Source organism: Siminovitchia fortis (genome assembly GCF_003605365.2).
Lineage (GTDB): Bacteria > Bacillota > Bacilli > Bacillales > Bacillaceae_C > Siminovitchia > Siminovitchia fortis.
Genome location: NZ_QYTU02000013.1, coordinates 24,487 through 44,576 on the forward strand (window position 1 = coordinate 24,487; position 20,090 = coordinate 44,576).

Consider the following 20,090-nt stretch of genomic DNA (forward strand, 5'->3'; position numbering starts at 1 on the left):
GGGTAGGATTTTGAAACATTGCGATGTTTTGGTCATTGGAGGGGGGATCATTGGCTGCGCGATTGCATATTACGTATCCAAATCAGGCCGGCAAGTGACGATTCTTGAAAAAGGGGAGTTTGTAAGCGGAACTTCCTCCAAGTGTGACGGCAATATCTTGGCAATTGATAAAGATCCCGGATTTGATAGCCAAATGTCTTTGGTCAGTCAAAATTTGGTCGATCGGCTGGCAAAAGAATTGAAATATCCTTTTGAATATCGGGCGCCGGGAAGTATTCTCGTCTGTGAAACCGAGGAGGAAATGGAGGCGGCCCGACAGTGGGTGGACAGGCAAAAGGAGGCAGGGCTTCCTTTTCGGATGCTCGACCGCCAGGATATCCGGCAGGAGTCAAAGTTTTTCGCCGATGATCTGTTAGGAGGTCTGGAATGCGCCACAGACTCGACGATCAACCCCTATATGCTGGCCTTTGCTTTATTGGAAAGCGCCCAGAACAACGGGGCTGACGCTTGGAAGCAGACGGAAGTAAAAAGCATTCAAAAAGGACTGGACGGACAATTTAGAGTGGAAACTTCCAATGGAGTTTTTACCGCCAGCCAAGTGGTAAATGCTTGCGGCGTTTGGGCTCCGCGAATCGGAGAAATGGTGGGGCTTTCCATTCCGATACAACCAAGAAAAGGACATATTATTGTAGCTTCCAGACAGGAGCACGTCGGTTCCCGCAAGGTGATGGAATTTGGCTATTTGATTTCAAAATTTGGCGGAAAACGCCGAGTCGACCCGCTCACTGAAAAATATGGGGTTGCCCTTGTATTTGAGCCGACGGAGAGCCAAAATTTCTTAATCGGAAGCAGCAGGGAGTTTGCCGGTTTTGATATGAGAGTAAGAAATGAAGTCATTAAGTGCATAGCAAGAAGAGCCATTCGGTTTTATCCGAAAATGGCAGATATGATGATGATCCGTTCCTACGCCGGCCTGCGGCCATACACAGAAGATCATCTGCCGATCGTTTCCCATGTGGACGAGGTTCCCGGGTTTTACATAGCCGCAGGACACGAGGGGGATGGCATTAGTCTTTCGGCAGTTACCGGGAAGGTGATTGAAGAGATGATCAATGAGAAAGAAACCTCCATTCCCATTGATCCGCTCCGCTATAACCGGTTTTCAAGAGAGGTGGTTAGTTGATGAAGGCGGATAAAATGTTTACGACGATTGACACACATACGGGAGGGAATCCGACAAGAACATTGATCAGCGGCCTTCCTGAATTAAAAGGAAACACCATGTCAGAGAAAATGCTCCATATGAAAAAAGAATACGACTGGATTCGCAAGCTGCTCATGAATGAACCGAGGGGTCATGATGTCATGTCGGGGGTGCTTCTCACGGATCCTTGCCATCCTGATGCTGATTTGGGTGTGATTTATATTGAGACGGGCGGCTATTTGCCGATGTGCGGCCACGATACGATCGGTGTCTGTACCGCTCTGGTTGAGGCGGGAATTATTAAGGGTCAGGAGCCTGTCACTATCTTGAAGCTGGATACGCCCGCAGGATTGGTGGAAGTCGATATTACAGTTGAAAATGGGAAAGCAATAGAAGTGTCATTTTGCAATGTACCGGCCTTTTTATTAAAAAGAGTTTCTGTCAACGTGGAAGGCATCGGGCAGGTTGAAGCTGACATTGCTTATGGCGGAAATTTTTACGCCATTATTGATGCAAAATCAATCGGGCTGGAGCTGATACCTGAAAATGCATCCACAATTATTGATAAGGCAATCACCATTCGAAATGCCATCAACGAACGGACAAAGGTTGTTCATCCGGAATATCCTTTTATCAAGGGCTTGACCCACGTGGAGTTTTTTACGGACCCGACCCATGAAAAGGCTCACGTAAAAAATACCGTTGTCGTTCCGCCAGGAGGAATTGACCGGTCACCTTGCGGCACAGGGACTTCGGCGAAGTTGGCGGTTCTTTATGCTAATCAGGAAATTGCCAAAGGGGAGGAGTTTGTCCATGAAAGCATCGTTGGTTCCTTATTTAAAGGCCGGGTTCTGGAAACGACGTGTGTGAATGGGCTGGAAGCGGTTGTAACCAGAATCACAGGATCCGCCTGGCTGATGGGGATGCATCGGTTTTTTTACAATGAAGAAGATCCGTTGAAAGAAGGCTTTCTCCTGATTCCGCCGATGGAGCATGAAATGGAGGAGGTAAAATGATTCTACAGGAATTCTATTCCACAACAGATGTACATGTAGCGGGTGAAGTGTTCCGTTTATTTGATGATATTCCTTTTATACAATATGAAAGCTTAAAAGAGCTGGATGAGCAGCTGCCGAATGTTTTTTCAAAAGAAATCGCACTCTTGCTTAATGAGCCGCGGGGGTTTGCGGGGATCAACGGATGTCTCGTTGTTCCGCCCATTAGCAGGAACAGTGATGCTGCAGCCGTATTTTTCAACCATGAGAAAACGCTGCCTATTCATTACGGAGGGGTCGTTGCCGTAGTTACCGCTTTGCTTGAAAGCGGCAAATTGAAGGAGAAATCGAACGGTACGTATTTGATTGAAACGGTCCACGGTGTGATTCCGGTTGTGGCCCTCAAGGAAAAAGAACAGGTTGTCTCTGTAAGTGTGGAAATCGAAGATTGTTCAGTCCTTCAGACAGATGTTCCCTTGCTTGATTCATCGTATACAGTTGTACAGGCGGATCATCGCTATGCTGTATTTGATAAAAGCGCAACGGAGGCAGACATTGGGCTCAGTGATCTTTCGGCATTAAAAAAGTGGGGAATAAACACTATTCAGGCTCTTAAATCCACTGAAATTGAAGGGGTCATACTGATGGACGAAGCTGCGCTTGCACAAGGAAAAATCAAAACGGTTACATTCCGGAAAGATGGCTGGATTGTTCGCTCGCCGGGCTTTGGTTCCACGGCAGCTTGCTTTGCTTATCTTTTATCAAAAGGGCGGGTGAAACCGAACCTTACTCTGATCAATGAAAGCGTTTTCGAAAGCTTTCTGGAATCAAAGGCTCAGTATATAAACGGAAAGTATCAATTCAGTATGTGTGCAAAAGGATTTATTACTGGAATGCAAACGTTTGTACTTGATCCAACGGACCCGTTGCCGGGGGGCTTTTTGATTAAATAAAAAATGATAGGGGGAACCCGTCTGTGGAAGGAATCATTAATTGGTTGGTCGATCAAGTATGGGGCACCGGTCTTGTTGTTTTTGCACTTGGGGCAGGTTTATTTTTCTCCATTATGACCCGCTTCGTGCAAATTCGGTATATTAAGGAAATGATTTTGTTGTTGTTCGAAGGTAAAAGTTCCGAGAACGGAATCTCTTCCTTCCAGGCATTTTGTTTGGCTTTATCAGGCCGTGTAGGGGTAGGGAATATCGCAGGTGTGGCAACCGCTATTGCCTACGGCGGTCCGGGAGCGGTTTTCTGGATGTGGATTATGGCACTGTTAGGCGGGGCGAGTGCTTTTATTGAATCGACGCTTGCACAGGTATTCAAGAGCAAGGTGGGAAATGAATACCGCGGAGGAACTCCTTATTTTATTGAAAAAGGCTTAAGGATGAAATGGTTTGCTGTCATCATGGCTGTGGTTGTTACAATTTCTTACGGATTTTTGACACCTGGGGTACAGGCCAATAACATTGCGGCCGGGATGGAAAACGCCTTTGGTTTAAGCAAGACAGTTACAGCAATATTTCTGGTGGTTTTACTTGGAGCTGTCATTTTCGGCGGTGTAAAACGTATAGCCGGTGTATCGCAAGCGGTTGTCCCATTCATGGCTATTGGCTATGTTGTCGTTACTTTCATTGTCTTGGGGCTGAATTATGATAAAGTGCCTGCAATGTTTTCTTTGATTTTTACCAGTGCTTTCGGAACCAATCAAATTTTTGGCGGCATCGTGGGAACAGCGATTGCCTGGGGCGTCAGAAGGGCTATTTTCTCCAATGTTGCCGGCTGTGGTGAAGCGACTTATAGTTCCGCAGCAGCTGAAGTGAGCCATCCTGCCAAACAAGGATTAGTGCAAGCTTTTTCCGTCTATATTGATACGATTGTCGTTTGTACGGCAACAGCCTTGATGATTCTCGTAACGGGAATGTATAACGTTACGCCGGAGGGGAAAGCCCCTATCGTCCAATCATTGGCAAATATTGAACCAGGCCCTGCCTACACTCAAATGGCGGTTGAAACAGCGCTGCCCGGCTTTGGACCGGGGTTTGTATCCATTGCCATCTTCTTCTTTGCCTTTACGACTTTAATGGCCTATTACTATATTGCTGAAACAACGCTCGTCTATTTAAGCGGCAAACGGGAACTGCCTTGGCTGAAAACAGTTTTGAAGATTGTCATGCTCACGATGATTTTTATTGGCAGCGTCAAATCAGCATCCATGATGTGGGCCCTAGGTGATATTGGGTTTGGATCGATGGCATGGCTCAGCCTTCTGGCGATTCTGCTCCTTACCAAACCAACTATGAAAGTGTTAAGAGATTATGAAATCCAGAAAAAAGCCGGTAAGGATCCTGTTTTCGATCCGATTCAAGCCGGCATAAGCGGTGCTGACTTTTGGGAGGAAAAAAGCAGAGAGTATCGTACTGCTAATGAAAAAAGTTCCATTGGATAATGACATATGAACTATAAACCTATCAAGACGAGGAGGAATTTATTGTGACAAACTTAAAAGGCGTATATCCGGTGCTCGTTACACCGATGCACAATGACGAAACGGTCAATTGGGATGGACTTAAAAACAATATTGAGTATTTCATTAACCAGGGTGTCGATGGCCTTGCCATTAATGGGAGCACCGGGGAGTTCGTAAGCTTGACAAAAGAGGAGCGGTTTAAGGCGGTCGAAGAGGCGGTCAAACAGGTTGCGGGAAGAATTCCTCTTATCGTCGGAACAGCAGCCGAAACAACGGAGGAAGCGATCGAATATACACAGCAGGCTGAAAAGGCAGGGGCGGATGCCGCACTTCTTATCAACTCGTACTATGCACATCCGAAGGAAGAAGAGATCTATGAGCATTTTAAGGCGGTTGCTGAATCGGTTTCCTTTCCGATCATGATTTATAACAACCCTTTCACTTCCGGGGTGAACATTTCAGTTGAAACAATACTGCGAACTGGCCGAGATGTAGAGAATATTACCCATGTCAAAGAATCCAGCGGAGAAATCCGGAACGTCCGCGACATATCCCGTCAAGGCAAGGGATTCATCAAAACTTTCTGCGGAGCTGATGATATGGTTCTTGAGTCGTTCACGGTCGGGGCAGAAGGGTGGATTTCAGTGGCAGGAAATATTGCTCCCCGAACTTCCAAGGAAATGTATGATGCTTATGTGGAAGGTGATATCAGCCGGGCGTGGGAATTATATGATAAGCTGCTTCCGCTTTGCAATTTCCTTGAAGGTTCCGGGAAATATGTACAAATTACCAAGCACGCGATGGATTTGAAAGGGCTCGCCGGAGGCCCAGCTCGCAGGCCGCGTCTCGGATTGAGCCACGAAGAACAAGAAACGCTAAAGAAACTGATGGAACAGTTGGATGTTTTAGAAGTATCAAGATAAATGGAGGGGTAAGAAAATGACGAATGTTAAGGCGGTGGAGTTAAAACCGAGAGTTTCGGCCTTTTTGAAAGAGAAATTGGGACTTTATATGAATGGGGAATATGTACCTTCCAAAAGTGGAAAGACGTTCGATGTACTGAATCCGGCGACGGAGGAGAAAATTGCGGAAGTCTATGAGGCGGGCGAAGAAGACATCGACTCAGCGGTCGCCGCTGCCCGCCATGCTTTTGATGAAGGAGAATGGACCAGGATGGATGCTGCTTCGCGTTCACGGCTGATCTACAAATTTGCAGATTTGCTCGAAGAACACAGGGAAGAGCTGGCACAACTGGAGACACTGGACAATGGGAAGCCCTATGCTGTTGCATTGGCTGATGACGTGGACGGCACTGTTCAGCATTTCCGCTACTATGCGGGCTGGGCGACGAAGATAGAGGGAAAAACAGTACAAGTCTCGCCGGATTATTTGAATTATATCGTCCATGAACCTGTTGGGGTAGTCGGGCAAATTATCCCATGGAACTTTCCGCTTGCCATGGCGGCATGGAAGCTGGGCTCGGCACTGGCGGTCGGTTGTACAGTCGTGATCAAACCGGCAACCGAAACACCGCTTTCCCTTTTGTATGCTGCACAGTTGTTCAAGGAAGCCGGCTTCCCGGACGGTGTGGTGAATGTTGTGCCGGGATCCGGCCGGGTAGCGGGAGAAGCGATTATCCGCCATAAACATGTCGATAAAGTAGCTTTTACAGGGTCGACGGCAGTGGGCAGAACGGTCATGAAACAGGCAGCGGATCAAATCAAGGGAGTGACACTGGAACTTGGCGGCAAATCCCCGGCGATTATTTTGGAAGATGCGGATTTAAGCGAAGCGATTGACGGTGCTTTTGCCGGAACGATGTATAACCATGGTCAAAATTGCAGCGCCTGCACAAGGGTTTACGTTCACCGGTCCTTGTACAACGAAGTGCTACAGGGATTGGCAGAACGGGCAAATTCACTAAAAATTGGACCTGGACTTGAAGAAGATACGGAAATGGGTCCACTTGTTTCGAAAAAACAACTGGAACCGGTCCTTTCTTATATTGAAAAAGGAAAGAAAGAAGGTGCGCGCCTTGTAGCCGGAGGAGAACGTGCCTATGACAAGGGATACTTTGTACAGCCGACTATTTTTGCCGACGTCACAGATGATATGACGATTGCCCGCGAGGAAATCTTTGGACCGGTTATGGCTGTCTTTCCGTTTGATACAGTGGAAGAAGTTATCCGTCGGGCAAATGACAGCGACTATGGACTGGCAGCCAGCATCTGGACGGAGAATGTCAAAAAAGCCCACTACATCGCGAGCAAACTTCAATCCGGAACAGTATGGATCAATGACTTTGGCCTCGAATGGGAAACAATGCCGTTCGGCGGTTATAAACAATCCGGAATTGGCCGCGAAATGGGCGGGGAGTATGGGCTTGCGAACTATACCGAGGTAAAAAGCGTCTTTGTAAATATTAAACAAAAATAATAAAAGCAAACTCTTGGAAAGCTGTTTTTGCTTTCCAAGAGTTTTTTAAGTCTTATCGGTATAATTGATTAAGCAAAGCATAAGAAGAACAGCTTCTTACTCTTTCACCTTCAAAATCTGCAAATCAATATACAACTGGCAATTAGCATGAAAATCATCAAAACTGATCTCGGTCAGTTCACTGATTTGATTCAATCGGTATTTCAGTGTGTTTGTATGAATGAACAGCTTTTCCGCCGCCTGCTTCAGCCGGCAATTTTCCTCTAAGTAGACTTCAAGTGTTTGAAGGAGGTTCGTTTGGCTTTCCTCATCTTTTTGTTTCAGTTTCAGCAGGTCCTCATTCATGTCACCCATTTTTTTCTGCTGCTGTGCAATCGCCTCCAAATACCGGAACAGCCCAAGCTTTTTATACTCAAGTGATGGGAGTTCCTTCAGCCCGATGAATTTGGCTGTCTTTATGACCTCAATGGATTCAAGATAACTTTTTCTAAGCTGGGTGACAGATGTATGTTCCCGGCTGATTCCCGCATATACCTGCTCCCCGCTGAACTGTGCCAACACGGACGATGCCAATGCGTTTGCGTGTATGGACAGATCTTTCGGGGATGAGATACTGCTGCCGATCATGACAATTACCGTCAGCTGATCAATAAAAAGGTGGGTAGGCATTTTCAGTGCATTTGCGAAAAGTCCCACTTTTTCAAGCAGTTCTCCAAAAGCTTCTTCACTGGAGGGGCCGACTGTAAAGACGATGGAAATAAAGGAATCCGGCAGGGAAATTTTGACGTTGGCGGCTTCCCATTTGATTTGAGCTTCCGTTTGGAAAGCGTCCTCCAAGATTTTTTTATAAAAATTATTCTTTTCTTCGTCTTTCTTCAGCTTCAATTGTTTATTTTGATAAAGGAGTTTGCCCACATGAAAGGAAACATCCAACAGAAAGGAGAGCTCGTCTTCAGTCAGCAGACGGTCCGTTTCCTGCACCCAGATGAAGCCCAAAACGCGCTCTTTATATTTAGCGCTTACAACAACGCGCTGGTTCAATCCGATTTCCTCTATTTTTTCCACTCTGAAGGGTTCGGGAATTGTTTTTAGCTGATCGACAATGCCTTCATCCATAAATTTCTCCAGGATGGGAATCGTCCAGCGTTTTTTAAAAATGGTTTGCCTGTTGGCTTCGTCAAACTGGTCAATATAAAAAGAGCTGTACGCCAAAAGGGAAAATTGCTCATCTTCTATGACAACCGGTTTTTTTAAATATTCACTGATCATCTCTGTTATTTCTTCGATATTCGTTAAAGAGTGGATTTTTTCCAAAAGACGGTCCATTCAAATTCCCCCCATCCATAAAGAAGCGGTCAATGAAAAGTTTATCATACTTTTCATTGACCGCATCAGAAAAAACACTCTATTCTTTCAATAAACGCAAGCTTTCATCAAATTCCTTTTCGATTTCTTCATTTGGTTTATAGGTGATCAGGCTGACAACAACTGCTACGAGAAGGTTGATGAGAAAGCCCGGTACAATCTCGTAAAGGGCGAAATCCAGGCTTTGCCATACAAGCACGGTAACCGCTCCGGCAACCATTCCGGCGATTGCACCCCAGTTTGTCAGCTTCCTCCAATAGAGGCTTAAAACAACGACCGGCCCGAATGAAGCTCCAAATCCGGCCCATGCGTGGGCTACAAGGTTCAGGATGGACTCCGTTTTATTGGAGCTGAGAATGTAAGCGACCAATGCAACGGCCAAAACGGCCATCCTTCCGAAAAAGACAAGTTCTTTGTCGCTTGCATCTCGGCGGAAAAGTAATTTGTATAAGTCTTCTGTAAGGGCACTTGAAGTGACGATCAACTGAGATGAGATCGTACTCATGATGGCGGCAAGAATTGCAGCCAAGACAAATCCTGCAAACAATGGGTGGAATAGAATTTGACCGAGCTCGATGAAGACGGCTTCCGGATCATGCAGCGTGTGATTCGTCGTGTGGAAATAGGCGATTCCGATCAAGGCTGTTAAAACAGCTCCCAACAATGATAGGATCATCCACCCCATTCCGATCCGGCGTGCCACTTTTGTTTCCTTCACTGAACTGATGGCCATGAACCTTACGATAATATGCGGCTGTCCGACATAACCAAGTCCCCAGGCCAGCAGGGAGACAATCCCGATAAACGTCGTATCCCTGAAAAACGAGAAAAGGGCAGGGTCAATGGATTGGATCGTTTCCACTGTTTGTGCGGGACCTCCGGTTTTCATGACGGCCAACGCCGGTACAATCAAAAGTGCAATCAACATGATCAGGCCCTGTGCAAAGTCTGTCCAGCTTACAGCGAGGAACCCGCCGAAAAGTGTGTAGGCTACGACAACGAGTGCAATGATAAGCAGTCCTTTCTGATAGCCGAATCCGAACGAGCTTTCAAAGAAAACCGCCCCTGCGACAAGACCCGAAGAAACGTAAAAGGTAAAAAAGACCAAAATGACAAGGGCAGAAACGATACGCAGCAATTTTGTGTTATCTTTCAGCCGGTTTTCAAAGAAAGACGGAATTGTAATCGAATCATTGCTCACCTGGGTATAGGTGCGCAGCCTCGGTGCGACAAAAATCCAGTTTAAATAAGCACCTAATGTCAAGCCGATGGCAATCCAGACACTGGTCAATCCGCTTGCATAGACAGCTCCGGGCAGACCCATAAGCAGCCATCCGCTCATATCCGCTGCACCGGCGCTGAGTGCGGTGACTGCCGGTCCAAGAGACCGCCCGCCTAGCATATAGTCGTTCAGGTCGCCTGTCTTCCTGTAGGCGACCCAGCCGATTACAAGCATGAGAATCATATATACAATAATCGTTATAAGTTTCAAAGTTTCATCTGTCATAAAAGCTCATCTCCGTTCTGATGACTACAGCATCTCGGATGTCGTCTTCGCCTGCATATGAAGCAGCAGATAATCAGGACCTCCTGCCTTGGAATCGGTCCCGGACATATTGAAGCCTCCAAAAGGCTGATAGCCTACAATCGCTCCTGTACAGCCGCGGTTGAAATACAGGTTGCCGACATGAAATTCCTCGCGGGCTTTTTCCATGTTCATGCGGTTGTTCGTAATGACTGCTCCAGTCAGCCCGTATTCTGTATTATTGGCAATTTCCAGCGCCTCTGTAAAATCTTTCGCCTTTGCAAAAGCCACAACCGGGCCAAAAATTTCTTCCTGCATAAGGCGTGCTTCAGGGGCAAGCCCGGCAAAAATGGTCGGTTTGATGAAGTATCCTTTAGAGTCATCGCCTTCTCCGCCGATCATCAATTCACCTTCGCCTTTGCCGATTTCAATATATTTCATGATTTTATCAAATGCGTTTTGGTCGTTCACCGGTCCCATGAAATTGTTCTGATCGGCAGGATCGCCGATGGTCAGCTCTTTTGTCAATTCAACTGCACGATTCAACACTTCATCGTATACGTCTTCAACGATGACCGCACGGGAACAAGCGGAGCATTTTTGCCCAGAAAACCCGAAAGCCGAGCGGACGATCGATTGGGCTGCCAGTTCCAGATCCGCTTCCTTATCCACGACAATTGTGTCTTTTCCGCCCATTTCGGCGATTACGCGCTTCAGCCAGATTTGGCCTTCGTTCACAATGGCGGCACGTTCATAGATGCGAGTTCCGACTTCCCTGGATCCTGTGAAGCTGATGAAACGTGTTTTCGGATGGTCGACGAGGAAGTCGCCGACTTCGGAACCGCTTCCCGGAATATAGTTGAGCACGCCTTTTGGCAATCCGGCTTCTTCCATCACTTCAACAAATTTCGCTGCGATGACAGGTGTCGTGGATGCCGGCTTCAAAAGGACTGTATTGCCTGAAACGATGGCAGCCACCGTCGTTCCGGCCATGATGGCAAAGGCGAAATTCCATGGGGAAATGATCACGCCGACGCCAAGCGGGATATAATCATAGCGATTGTATTCTCCCGGCCTGCTTTCCACTTTTTTGCCGTCCTTCAGTTCAAGCATTTGTCTTCCATAGTATTCCAGGAAGTCAATGCCTTCTGCCGTATCGGCATCCGCTTCATTCCACGGCTTTCCCGCTTCTTTGACAAGCAATGCGGAGAATTCATGCTTTCTTCTGCGAATAATGGCAGCCGCTTTGAAGAGGACATCCGCCCGAATTTCCGGTTTTACTTTTTTCCAAGATTCAAAGGCTGCAAGCGCACTGTCCATTGCCTGTTGGGCCAATTCGCGGTCAGCTTTCGATACCCGTCCGACGATTTCTTCTTTATTGGCAGGGTTGATCGAAACGATTTTTTCATCTGTCGTAATTTTCTCCCCGCCGATGACTAAAGGATAATCCTTGCCAAGATAGCTTTCTACCAAATCCAGCCCTGCTTTGAATGCCTGCTTGTTCTCCTCTTTGGAAAAATCAGTGAATGGTTCGTGTTTATAAGTGATCATCCGACACAACTCCTTATCATAATAAATGATTAATTTTTTACCAACCCTTTAAAGGCAAATGAAATATTTGCAGGCCTTTCAGCCAGTCTCCTCATAAAATATCCATACCAATCGCGGCCGTACGGAACGTAGACTCTCATCTTATATCCCTGCTCCACAAGATCTAATTGTGTTTTAGTCCGCATGCCGTACAGCATCTGGAACTCAAACTGATCTTTTGGAATCTGCAGTTTTGCAGCCAGTTCCTTTGTATAATTGATCATGTTGTCATCATGAGTGGCGACAGCTGTATACAACCCGTATTTCAGACTTTGCTCAATCAATTTTTTATAATTGGCGTCAACATCTTTTTTATCCGGATAGGCGACGGCTGCCGGCTCTTTGTAGGCTCCTTTTACAAGCCGTAAAAACGGTTTCAAAGAACTTAATTTTTGCAGGTCATTTTCCGTGCGGTACAAGTAGGCTTGAAGGACTGTACTGACACAGCTGTAGGATTCCTTGAACTGTTTAAAAAGCTCCAGCGTTTTCTCGCAGCGGGGCTCATCTTCCATATCGATCGTCACCATAACGCCATGCTTTTCCGCCGTATCTAAAATGCTTGTCATGTTGCTGATGACAAGATCTTGGTCAATATCAAGGCCGAGCGACGTCATTTTGACAGACATGTGGGAATCAAGCTTTTCCCTGCCAATCGTTTCGATCGTTTCAATGGCCTCTTTCGTCCTTTCGATGGCTGTCTCTTTTGAATTGACAAACTCCCCCAAATGGTCAACAGTGGTAGCCAGTCCTTTACTGTTCAGATCTTTGATGATTTGGACCGAGCTTGGAAAATCAGTTCCGGCGATGATTTTTCCCGTAACGATACTGCCGCCTCTTTTCCTTGCCATTTCATTCAGCCAATTGCTTTTGGAAAGTAATAAAAAGAAATTCCTTGTTACCGCTTCCATTTTATTCACCACCTTAGGAATATTAGACTTAACTTTATTGTATAAATTTTAATAATGTCTTGCATCGTCTGAAGAAACCAAACTTTGGCCGCTTTTGTTGTTGGTTGGGGACAAAGGGGGATGGAAACGGTATATATACGCGTTGGAAGGAGCACATTTGATATTTGAAAAAGCATCCCGCGGGAGGATGCTTTTTCAAATTTTAAAAGTATCGGGCATGACGACAGCGACCACTTCGCCCTTTGCACATAGGGTATCTCCGGCAAAGACTTCTACTGAGGTTTTCCATTTCTTAGGGTGAATCTCTTCGACGGTGCCGATCGCTTTTAGTGCTGTTCCTTGGGGTGTAGGTTTCAAATAATCGACATGCAATGATGCTGTAACGAAACGGGGAGGTGCATGCCCGCTGCCCGGTTCGTGGCCATTTTTCCTATGTAGGGCAAGTGCAGCCGAGCCTGTTCCGTGGCAGTCGACTAATGAAGCGAGCAATCCGCCGTAAACAAACCCGGGAATCGCCTTGTGTTCTTCCTTCGGTTCATAGATGGTGATGGTTTTATCGCCGTCCCAGCCTGTCCGGAAATGATGTCCTGCTTCATTCAGCCTCCCGCATCCAAAACAGTGGGCAAATTCGTCCGGATATTCATCTTGAATGGCATGAGTGATTTTTTCCATCTTTACCTTCCTCTCTAATTCCATATTTTTCTATCTCTATCTATATTATAGTAGACGAGCAGTTTTGTTTACAGAATAATCATGATTCGATAAGCTTTTTTATAAGAATAGGGAAGGAGTGAGAGAAATGAATTTAAACAATTGGTTTGAAAAAGGGCTGACGCCCGAGAAATATATGGGTGACCTGGAGTACCATAAAGACGGCTTTTTACATATCTATGAAAATTTCCAGCCGCCTGCTGACGACGAATTTTTCAGTAAAATCAAAGGGAAGAACCTGCGTGTTGTGGCGTTGGCTGAAGTTTGGTGCGGCCATTGCATGTTAAATGTCCCCGTTTTGCTGCGTCTGGCGGAAAAAACAGATATGGACGTCCGGCTTCTGCCGCGTGATCAGCATCTGGATTTGATGGACCAATACTTGACAAACGGGAAAAGGGTAATCCCCATTTTCATTTTCATCGATGAAAATGGCAATCAAGTGGCCAAGTGGGGACCGATCACTGAATCGACGAAAGCGTTTGTCGATGAGCACAAAAAAGACCTGCCGCCAAAAGATGATGACAGCTATGATGAGAAATTCAAAGAGATGGTTAAAATAGTCGCAAAAACGTTCATGGAAAAACCTAACTTCTGGAGCAACTCCTATGAAAGCATGAAAGAAACCTTAAATGAAGTAAAATAATTTTTTATGGGCGGGCTAACGATTCCGCCCATTTAAATTTTGGGCTGCAGTTCCTTGGCTACATCTCTCGTAATGTCCAAAAACCGTTCGACAATCGACGGTTGGTAATGATGTTGCAGTGTCACCAAGCTTAATTTCGTTTCCAGTTTGGGCTCCGCCAGCGGAACGAGTTCCGGCAGCCCGGGCCAATGGAACCGGCTGAAATTATAAGGCGCAAAACTGATTCCCACTCCTTTCATCACCATAAAGAGCATTGGAAAAACTTCCGTTCCCCAATAAACCACATCTGGGGCAAAGCCGCTGTTATGACAGGCTTCCACGATCTCTTCGGCAATTCCCGAACCGTGTGAAGAGGTGGGAAGGATGAACTTTTCATTCCGAAGATCAGCAATGCTGACCGACGGCTTATCCAATAATGGGTGGCCGGGGGGCAATGCCAGAAGTAAAGGTTCCGTCATTAAAGTGGATATATGGAGATCCTCCGCCTCGAATATTGTGCGGACGATGCCGATGTCTATTCTATGATTTCTCAATTCATTCAGCACGAACGAAGAATTCCCTTCCCTTACACGCATGATGATGTTCGGCGCTTCTTCCCGGAGTTTTTTTACCGCATCAGGAATGATGAATAGATTAGCAGAGGTAATGCATCCCGCGGTGACTGTCCCGCGCATTCCGTCATTGTGTTCCATCAGCTCCTTCACCATATTTTCAGCAGATGCAATCAGTTCTTTCCCCCGCACATATAAAAATTCCCCGTCCCTTGTCAAAGTCAGCCGCCTTCCAGACCGGTCAAACAATGAAACTTTCAATTCTTTTTCCAGCTTGGCCATCATAATACTTAATGGCGGCTGCGTCATATTCAGCGCTTCAGCGGCTTTGGAAACACTCCCCTCTTCTACTATTTTTATGAAACAGCGCAATCGATGCAAATCCATATAACTTCTCCTCTGGTTGATTGATAAAACTATATATAATGTATATTAAATTCATATGTGTTATATATTTTTAATAATACGAAAATTTACAGTTGGTTTGCAAGGGCTTTCAATAATTTTATAAAATATACTTTTTCTAAGGGGATCAACTGAAATAAGAAAAGCCTCCCGAATCCGAGAGGCTTTTCGTTTGGAAACTTTATGGGGATGCAATGGTGACTGAATCTTTTCTTGGCTTCTTCTCTACAATCTTGCCTGCTCTTAAAAATAAAATCCGATTTCCCAATTTTTTCGCTTCCTCACGGTTATGGGTGACCATAACAATGGGAATCCGCCATAGCTGATGAACACGGAGCAGTTCTTCATGGCTTTTTTCTCTTGTTTCATCATCAAGAGCTGAGAATGGCTCGTCCAACAAAAGAGCTTCAGGTTCAGTGGCGATCGCTCTCGCGATGGCTGTGCGCTGTTTTTCCCCTCCGGAAATTTCGGATGGATATTTGGCTGCCAGGTGTTCGATCCGAAGCTCTTTCATCAAGTCTTTCGCAAATGCTTCGTTCTTCATACCGTAGGCGATATTTTTCCAGACGGTCATGTGCGGGAAAAGGGCGTAATCTTGAAAAAGATATCCTATATTTCTTTTTTGGATTGGTACAAGGGGCTTGCCGTCAAAAAAATCTGTTCCGTTTAAACGGATGATTCCGGAATCCGGATGGCTCAGTCCTGCAATGTTATTAAGGATGGTGGTCTTGCCAGAACCGGAAGGACCGGAAAGGACGACAATTTCATTGGCGGCCGAGAATTGTATATTCAGTTTAAAATGAGACAGTTGTTTTTGAATATCTACGGTGAGCACAGTCATCCCTCCATCAGGACTTCGAATGTTTCATCATATTCCTTTTGCTCCACCAATTCAGCCATAGGATAGCACTGAATCCGAGTGCAACAATAATGATGACCCAAAATTTGGCTAGTTCCATATTTCCGGATTCCACTGCGAAGTAGATGGCGAGCGGAATCGTGTCCGTCACATTCGGGATATAGCCGGCAATCATCAGCGTAGCGCCGAATTCACCCAGGGCGCGGGCGAATGAAAGGACGGTTCCTGCCAGCAGCCCCGGCCAGGCAAGGGGAAAGGAGATGGTCCAAAATACTTTCCATTTCGAGGCGCCCATCGTATAGGCCGCGTTCTCAACGTTCAGGTCATATTGTTGAAATGCGGCGGCAGCACTTTGGTACATCAATGGAAAAGAAACAACAACCGCGGCGATGAGAACTCCGTACCATGTGAATACGATCTGGAAGTCGAACCAGTCGAGCAATAGCTTCCCTATGAACCCGTTTTTTCCAAAAACATATAAGAGCCCAAAGCCGACAACGGTCGGGGGCAGTACGAGCGGAAGCAAAATGATGGCTTCCACAACACTTTTCCCATAAAAAGAGTTGCGCCCGATGATCCTTGCCAGGACAACACCCGTGATAAAGACGATGACCGTTGCGATGGCAGCTGTTTTAAATGATAGTACAAGCGGAGAATAGTTCATAACATCCTACCTTACAACAATTATGGCTTGAATCCGTATTTTTCCAAAATGCTCTGTGCTTCTTCAGTCTTCAGGAATTTCAGGAAGTCTGACGCTTCTTTTTCGTGCTTTGTATCCGCAAGGACAGCGCCCGGATAGATGATCGGATCGTGAAGCGATTCATCGACAGTCGCTAAAATCTTGATTTTATCGGAAGTCATCGCATCACTTTCATAGACAAATCCGATGTCGGCGTTTCCGGTCTCAACATATGTCAACACTTGGCGAACGTCCTTTGCCCGGACGAGCTTTCCTTCCAGTTCATCCCATTTTTTTAAGTTATGTAAAATTTCCTCCGTATACTTTCCGGCAGGAACGCTTTCCGGATTTCCGATAGCAATCTGATCCACATCCGCAGCAGATATTTCATCGGCTGATTTGTAATCGATTTTGGAGGCCTCTCCTGTGATCAAAACGATTTTATTGCCTGTGACATCCTCTCTGGTTGAGGTATTGACAAGGTCATCTTCTTCCAGTTTATCCATCCATTCCCGGTTGGCCGAAATGAAAATATCCACCGGAGCTCCCTGCTGGATCTGCTGGGCCAGTGTGCCTGATCCGCCAAGATTAAATGTCAAATCTACTGGATGGTCTTTTTCATATAGTTCTTTGATTTCTTCCAGCGCGTCAGTAAGGCTAACTGCGGCGGAAACAGTCAATGGTATTTTTTCTTCTTTTAGATCTGTTTCCCCTGCCTGGCTGTTGCATCCTGCCAGAGGCAGTGAGAAAATAAGAGACATAAAGATTAAGATTGTGAACTTTTTCATCGTGGGGTCCCCTTTTGCCTGATTACAACAGCAGCAATTGTTATTTCCAATTATAGTTGGTTCGATGGTGCCTGTCACTCCCCGAAATATGTTGAAATAATGCAGGGGCAAGGCAACTCCGGGAAAATGCAATAGGTTGGGGTGGTTTTATGTGGATTTTAGCATTTTTGATCGGCTTATTTTCAGGAATGATTTCCGGCATGGTATCGGTTGGAGGAAGCATTATCGCTACGAGCATGCTGATCTTGATATCAGCCGTTTTTCAATTGAAACTGAATATGAAACAGATTGTGACGACAACTGCTTTTTATACACTTTTTACAACAATTTCCGGAGCAGTCTATTTTTGGCTGCAAAAACTGGTTGTCAGTAAAATTGTCATATACTTTGGTATCCCTGCAGTGATTTCCAGCTTAATTTCATCCTTGCTGGCCAACTCATTCAACGACAATGTGCTGCAAGGGATTTTTTCCTTTTTTGCGCTGTTGGCCGCGGTGGCGACCTTTTTACCGAACAGCGGAAAAGAACTTGAAGCGGAAGGCGGATTTCCGTATTTCACTGCCATTTTTCTCAGCATCATCGTCGGATCGATTGGAGGCATGATCGGTGTTGCAGCCGGATTTCTGTACATGCCGATATTCCTGCGGTTGTTTCGTTTAACGATAAGGCAGGCTGTGGGCACCGGCATGGTTGTGGGCGGGATGCTTTGTGTAGGAACAATTTTGGGAAAACTGAACTGGGAATATATCCGGATGGACGTCATAGCACCACTCGCAATCAGCGGCATTATCGGTGCTCTGATCGGAGGAAAGTTAACATCATTGATCAGCGAAAAATGGCTGAACCTCTTGATGTGCCTGATCATAGCAGCTATTGCCGTCCAGACGATCGTTGTATTCCTGGCGGATTCATTAATGGTGGGTATCCCGGTTGTTGTGGCGGTTGCATTGGCGATGTCAGCGTTATTCATATGGCTTATTTTTAGTTTGAATAAAATCAGTGTGAAAACCAATAAGGGAAATGTTAATTAGCATTGCACGAATCATAAAACAAACCAGCATTTTGTTTCTGGCGAAAAAAACCTGCCCACAGACAGGTTTTCGTGCATCTACTTTACGGGGATATCAATTTTTTTACTATAGTGCTTTATATAATGCATTCCTTCTATCAATAACGACTCAGGTTCGGCCTTTGTTTCGAATAGCAGGGTACGCTTTTTTATGATCCGTCCATCTTTTTGTTCCTCTTCGGTTTGTTTTACGGTGGTTGATAAAGGTACCTCTCCGCTAATAGTTTCTACGGATACTTCATCAAGCATGACATCGTCATCTGTCGCGATCGTAATTTCCAAACCTTGTGGAGTCGAGGAGATTTTTTTGACGAATAAATCCCTTCCGCCAATTATAAAAGGTTTATTTTTCACGGTATCAAGCTTTATCTTCTTCCCAAGTTTCTTATATCCGGCGAATTGGTTTACCACAAGCTCAAGTGAATCAAGCTTCTTCGGTAATGCATCGAAGCGCAGGTCAAACTTTGTGCCGTTAGGTCCCGACTCAGAGCCGCTCCCGATTGAATCGACCGGCACGCCATTGACGATCAATTCAATGCCGTCAAATGGAAAAGGAACCCTGTCAAAATTTCCAACATTAAGTTTACCGTCTATAACCGTCAATGTTGGGGTAGCTGTAATGGATTTGAAGGTAATTGTTCCTTTATCCACTTTCACGGTCTTATTAATCTTTTGTTTAAGCTCAGTCTGCATGGCTTTGTTCGGATCATAAGGGAAAGTGATACTTTCAACTTCCATTGGACCGTCCTCAGCTTCCCAATAATGAAAGGTCAGTTTTTTTGAAAAAGGACTGACAGGCTCGAAATACATCGTTCCTTTGATTTCGGTGTTTTCATTATTGGACATATATTGGCCGCTTTCGAATTTTGCATTCGTTAAAAACCCGGTAATTCTAAGTGGTTGAAAAAAGTCAATAGTCTTTTCATCCAATCCTTTTGGATTCCTTAATGTATAATACATGATCATTTGATTTGAGTCTGCTATGATTCCGTCAATAGTAAGTTGAGTTCCGTCTTTAAGGGCTGCCTTCTTATCAACGGTTTGGCCCGAGCCGTTGTCGTTCAGCTCTTGTAAGGTGCTGTTCATGATTTCATCGAAGCCAAGCAGTTTCTTTCCATAGTAGGCCAAGGCATTATATTGGTACCCGGCAGCAACTATGAATACGAGGACGATGGCCGCCAATTTCAATAAAACTGGGGAGCGCTTCAACCTTTTTGGAGGTGCGGATTGCAGGACGTCTTTTAGCCTTGATTCTAATTCCTCTGGTGCTGTGATGGAGTTCAGGCGTCTCTTTTCTTCATTCAACAGCTTTTCAACATCATTCATTCGAATCACCCCCAAAAATTTCCCTCAGTTTCTTCAAACCCACGAAAATCCTCGATTTGGCCGTCCCAATTGAAACACCGGTTATTTTAGCTATTGTTTTGTAATCCAAATCATGAAAATATTTTAGTTCGATGGCTTCCCTTTGATGATCATTCAGATGGATCAGCATGTTCTGAATATCCAAACGCTGTTCACTGCTTAAAAAAGGAGCCAGGTATGAATGTTGGGCATCCGATGCGCTTTCCAGCGGGATTATTTTCTGTTGCTTAATGAAGGTGGATTTACACATGTTCACTAAGATTGTTTTACTCCAGCTGTAAAAAGCTTCGGCTTTTTTGAGTTGATCAATTTTTTGGTACAATGTAAGAATCATATCCTCCATGACGTCCATCGCATCATGCTCATTTTTCATGTATGTCAAAGCAAGTCTATAATAAGCATCCTTTTCTGCCATGACCAACTGAAGCAATGCTTCTTTGTCCCCTTTTTTGCCCTTTTTACCAACCGACCTGCATCCATGCCCTCACCTCACTTACTTATAAGAGTAATCATAGATGAAAAAAGTT

19 protein-coding genes are annotated in these 20,090 nt (G+C 45.4%); 8 read left to right on the forward strand and 11 right to left on the reverse strand.

Translation table 11 applies throughout. The features are described 5' to 3' along the window. Nucleotides 1–10: 10 nt before the first annotated feature. Genes D4N35_RS07630 through D4N35_RS07655 form a run of 6 tightly spaced genes read left to right on the forward strand, consistent with a single transcriptional unit; the run spans nucleotide 11 to nucleotide 7,102 of the window. Nucleotides 11–1,183 (forward strand): NAD(P)/FAD-dependent oxidoreductase, encoded by a 1,173-nt coding sequence (locus D4N35_RS07630; protein ID WP_120072115.1) that lies wholly within the window; start codon nucleotides 11–13, stop codon nucleotides 1,181–1,183. Next, nucleotides 1,183–2,220 carry a proline racemase family protein gene (locus D4N35_RS07635; protein ID WP_120072117.1) on the forward strand — a complete coding sequence of 346 codons (1,038 nt, stop codon included), beginning with the start codon at nucleotides 1,183–1,185 and terminating at the stop codon, nucleotides 2,218–2,220. The genes D4N35_RS07630 and D4N35_RS07635 overlap by 1 nt, the downstream gene beginning before the upstream one ends. Beyond that, nucleotides 2,217–3,152 carry a proline racemase family protein gene (locus D4N35_RS07640; RefSeq protein ID WP_120072119.1) on the forward strand — a complete coding sequence of 312 codons (936 nt, stop codon included), beginning with the start codon at nucleotides 2,217–2,219 and terminating at the stop codon, nucleotides 3,150–3,152. Before D4N35_RS07635 ends, D4N35_RS07640 begins: the two co-directional genes overlap by 4 nt. A gap of 23 nt (nucleotides 3,153–3,175) precedes the next feature. After that, on the forward strand, nucleotides 3,176–4,645 hold the full coding sequence (locus tag D4N35_RS07645) for an alanine/glycine:cation symporter family protein (RefSeq protein ID WP_120072121.1): 1,470 nt from the start codon (nucleotides 3,176–3,178) through the stop codon (nucleotides 4,643–4,645). A gap of 44 nt (nucleotides 4,646–4,689) precedes the next feature. After that, nucleotides 4,690–5,589, forward strand: a complete 900-nt coding sequence (gene dapA, locus D4N35_RS07650; RefSeq protein WP_120072123.1) for a 4-hydroxy-tetrahydrodipicolinate synthase — start codon at nucleotides 4,690–4,692, stop codon at nucleotides 5,587–5,589. A gap of 16 nt (nucleotides 5,590–5,605) precedes the next feature. Beyond that, entirely contained in the window at nucleotides 5,606–7,102 is a 1,497-nt protein-coding gene (locus D4N35_RS07655; RefSeq protein WP_120072125.1) for an aldehyde dehydrogenase family protein, read from the forward strand. A 96-nt stretch (nucleotides 7,103–7,198) separates the two neighbouring features. Here the strand turns inward: D4N35_RS07655 and D4N35_RS07660 are convergent, their stop codons facing one another. The 5 genes from D4N35_RS07660 to D4N35_RS07680 form a co-directional block, all read right to left on the reverse strand. Then, nucleotides 7,199–8,428, reverse strand: coding sequence for a PucR family transcriptional regulator (locus tag D4N35_RS07660; protein WP_120072127.1), 1,230 nt, complete (start codon nucleotides 8,426–8,428; stop codon nucleotides 7,199–7,201). Nucleotides 8,429–8,507: 79 nt separating this feature from the next. Beyond that, nucleotides 8,508–9,974, reverse strand: a complete 1,467-nt coding sequence (gene putP / locus D4N35_RS07665; protein ID WP_120072129.1) for a sodium/proline symporter PutP — start codon at nucleotides 9,972–9,974, stop codon at nucleotides 8,508–8,510. Between the two features lie 24 nt (nucleotides 9,975–9,998). Next, a complete protein-coding gene (pruA, locus tag D4N35_RS07670) occupies nucleotides 9,999–11,543 on the reverse strand; it encodes an L-glutamate gamma-semialdehyde dehydrogenase (protein ID WP_120072131.1) in 1,545 nt (514 codons plus the stop codon). 29 nt (nucleotides 11,544–11,572) lie between these two features. Next, complete coding sequence (locus D4N35_RS07675) at nucleotides 11,573–12,490, reverse strand: proline dehydrogenase family protein (RefSeq protein ID WP_120072133.1); 918 nt, start codon at nucleotides 12,488–12,490, stop codon at nucleotides 11,573–11,575. Nucleotides 12,491–12,685: 195 nt separating this feature from the next. Next, the gene (locus tag D4N35_RS07680; RefSeq protein ID WP_120072136.1) at nucleotides 12,686–13,162 is read right to left on the reverse strand and encodes a PaaI family thioesterase; all 477 of its coding nucleotides are present in this window, start codon (nucleotides 13,160–13,162) and stop codon (nucleotides 12,686–12,688) included. Nucleotides 13,163–13,289: 127 nt separating this feature from the next. Between D4N35_RS07680 and D4N35_RS07685 the strand changes: the two genes are divergently transcribed. After that, entirely contained in the window at nucleotides 13,290–13,844 is a 555-nt protein-coding gene (locus tag D4N35_RS07685; RefSeq protein ID WP_120072138.1) for a thioredoxin family protein, read from the forward strand. A gap of 32 nt (nucleotides 13,845–13,876) precedes the next feature. On the opposite strand, the gene D4N35_RS07690 is transcribed toward D4N35_RS07685, so the two are convergent. The 4 genes from D4N35_RS07690 to modA form a co-directional block, all read right to left on the reverse strand. After that, the gene (locus D4N35_RS07690) at nucleotides 13,877–14,782 is read right to left on the reverse strand and encodes a LysR family transcriptional regulator (protein ID WP_120072140.1); all 906 of its coding nucleotides are present in this window, start codon (nucleotides 14,780–14,782) and stop codon (nucleotides 13,877–13,879) included. 199 nt (nucleotides 14,783–14,981) lie between these two features. Further along, on the reverse strand, nucleotides 14,982–15,635 hold the full coding sequence (locus D4N35_RS07695; RefSeq protein ID WP_120072142.1) for a sulfate/molybdate ABC transporter ATP-binding protein: 654 nt from the start codon (nucleotides 15,633–15,635) through the stop codon (nucleotides 14,982–14,984). 13 nt (nucleotides 15,636–15,648) lie between these two features. After that, entirely contained in the window at nucleotides 15,649–16,323 is a 675-nt protein-coding gene (modB, locus tag D4N35_RS07700) for a molybdate ABC transporter permease subunit (protein WP_120072144.1), read from the reverse strand. A gap of 20 nt (nucleotides 16,324–16,343) precedes the next feature. Further along, entirely contained in the window at nucleotides 16,344–17,129 is a 786-nt protein-coding gene (gene modA / locus D4N35_RS07705; RefSeq protein ID WP_120072146.1) for a molybdate ABC transporter substrate-binding protein, read from the reverse strand. A 149-nt stretch (nucleotides 17,130–17,278) separates the two neighbouring features. On the opposite strand from modA, the gene D4N35_RS07710 reads away from it, so the two are divergent. Further along, complete coding sequence (locus D4N35_RS07710) at nucleotides 17,279–18,160, forward strand: sulfite exporter TauE/SafE family protein (RefSeq protein WP_120072148.1); 882 nt, start codon at nucleotides 17,279–17,281, stop codon at nucleotides 18,158–18,160. A gap of 77 nt (nucleotides 18,161–18,237) precedes the next feature. Here D4N35_RS07710 and D4N35_RS07715 read toward each other — a convergent pair whose 3' ends face one another. After that, nucleotides 18,238–19,524: a DUF4179 domain-containing protein gene (locus D4N35_RS07715; protein ID WP_120072150.1), complete on the reverse strand. Its 1,287-nt coding sequence runs from the start codon at nucleotides 19,522–19,524 to the stop codon at nucleotides 18,238–18,240. Next, on the reverse strand, nucleotides 19,517–19,993 hold the full coding sequence (locus tag D4N35_RS07720) for an RNA polymerase sigma factor (RefSeq protein WP_328591070.1): 477 nt from the start codon (nucleotides 19,991–19,993) through the stop codon (nucleotides 19,517–19,519). Before D4N35_RS07720 ends, D4N35_RS07715 begins: the two co-directional genes overlap by 8 nt. Between the last annotated feature and the right edge of the window lie 97 nt (nucleotides 19,994–20,090).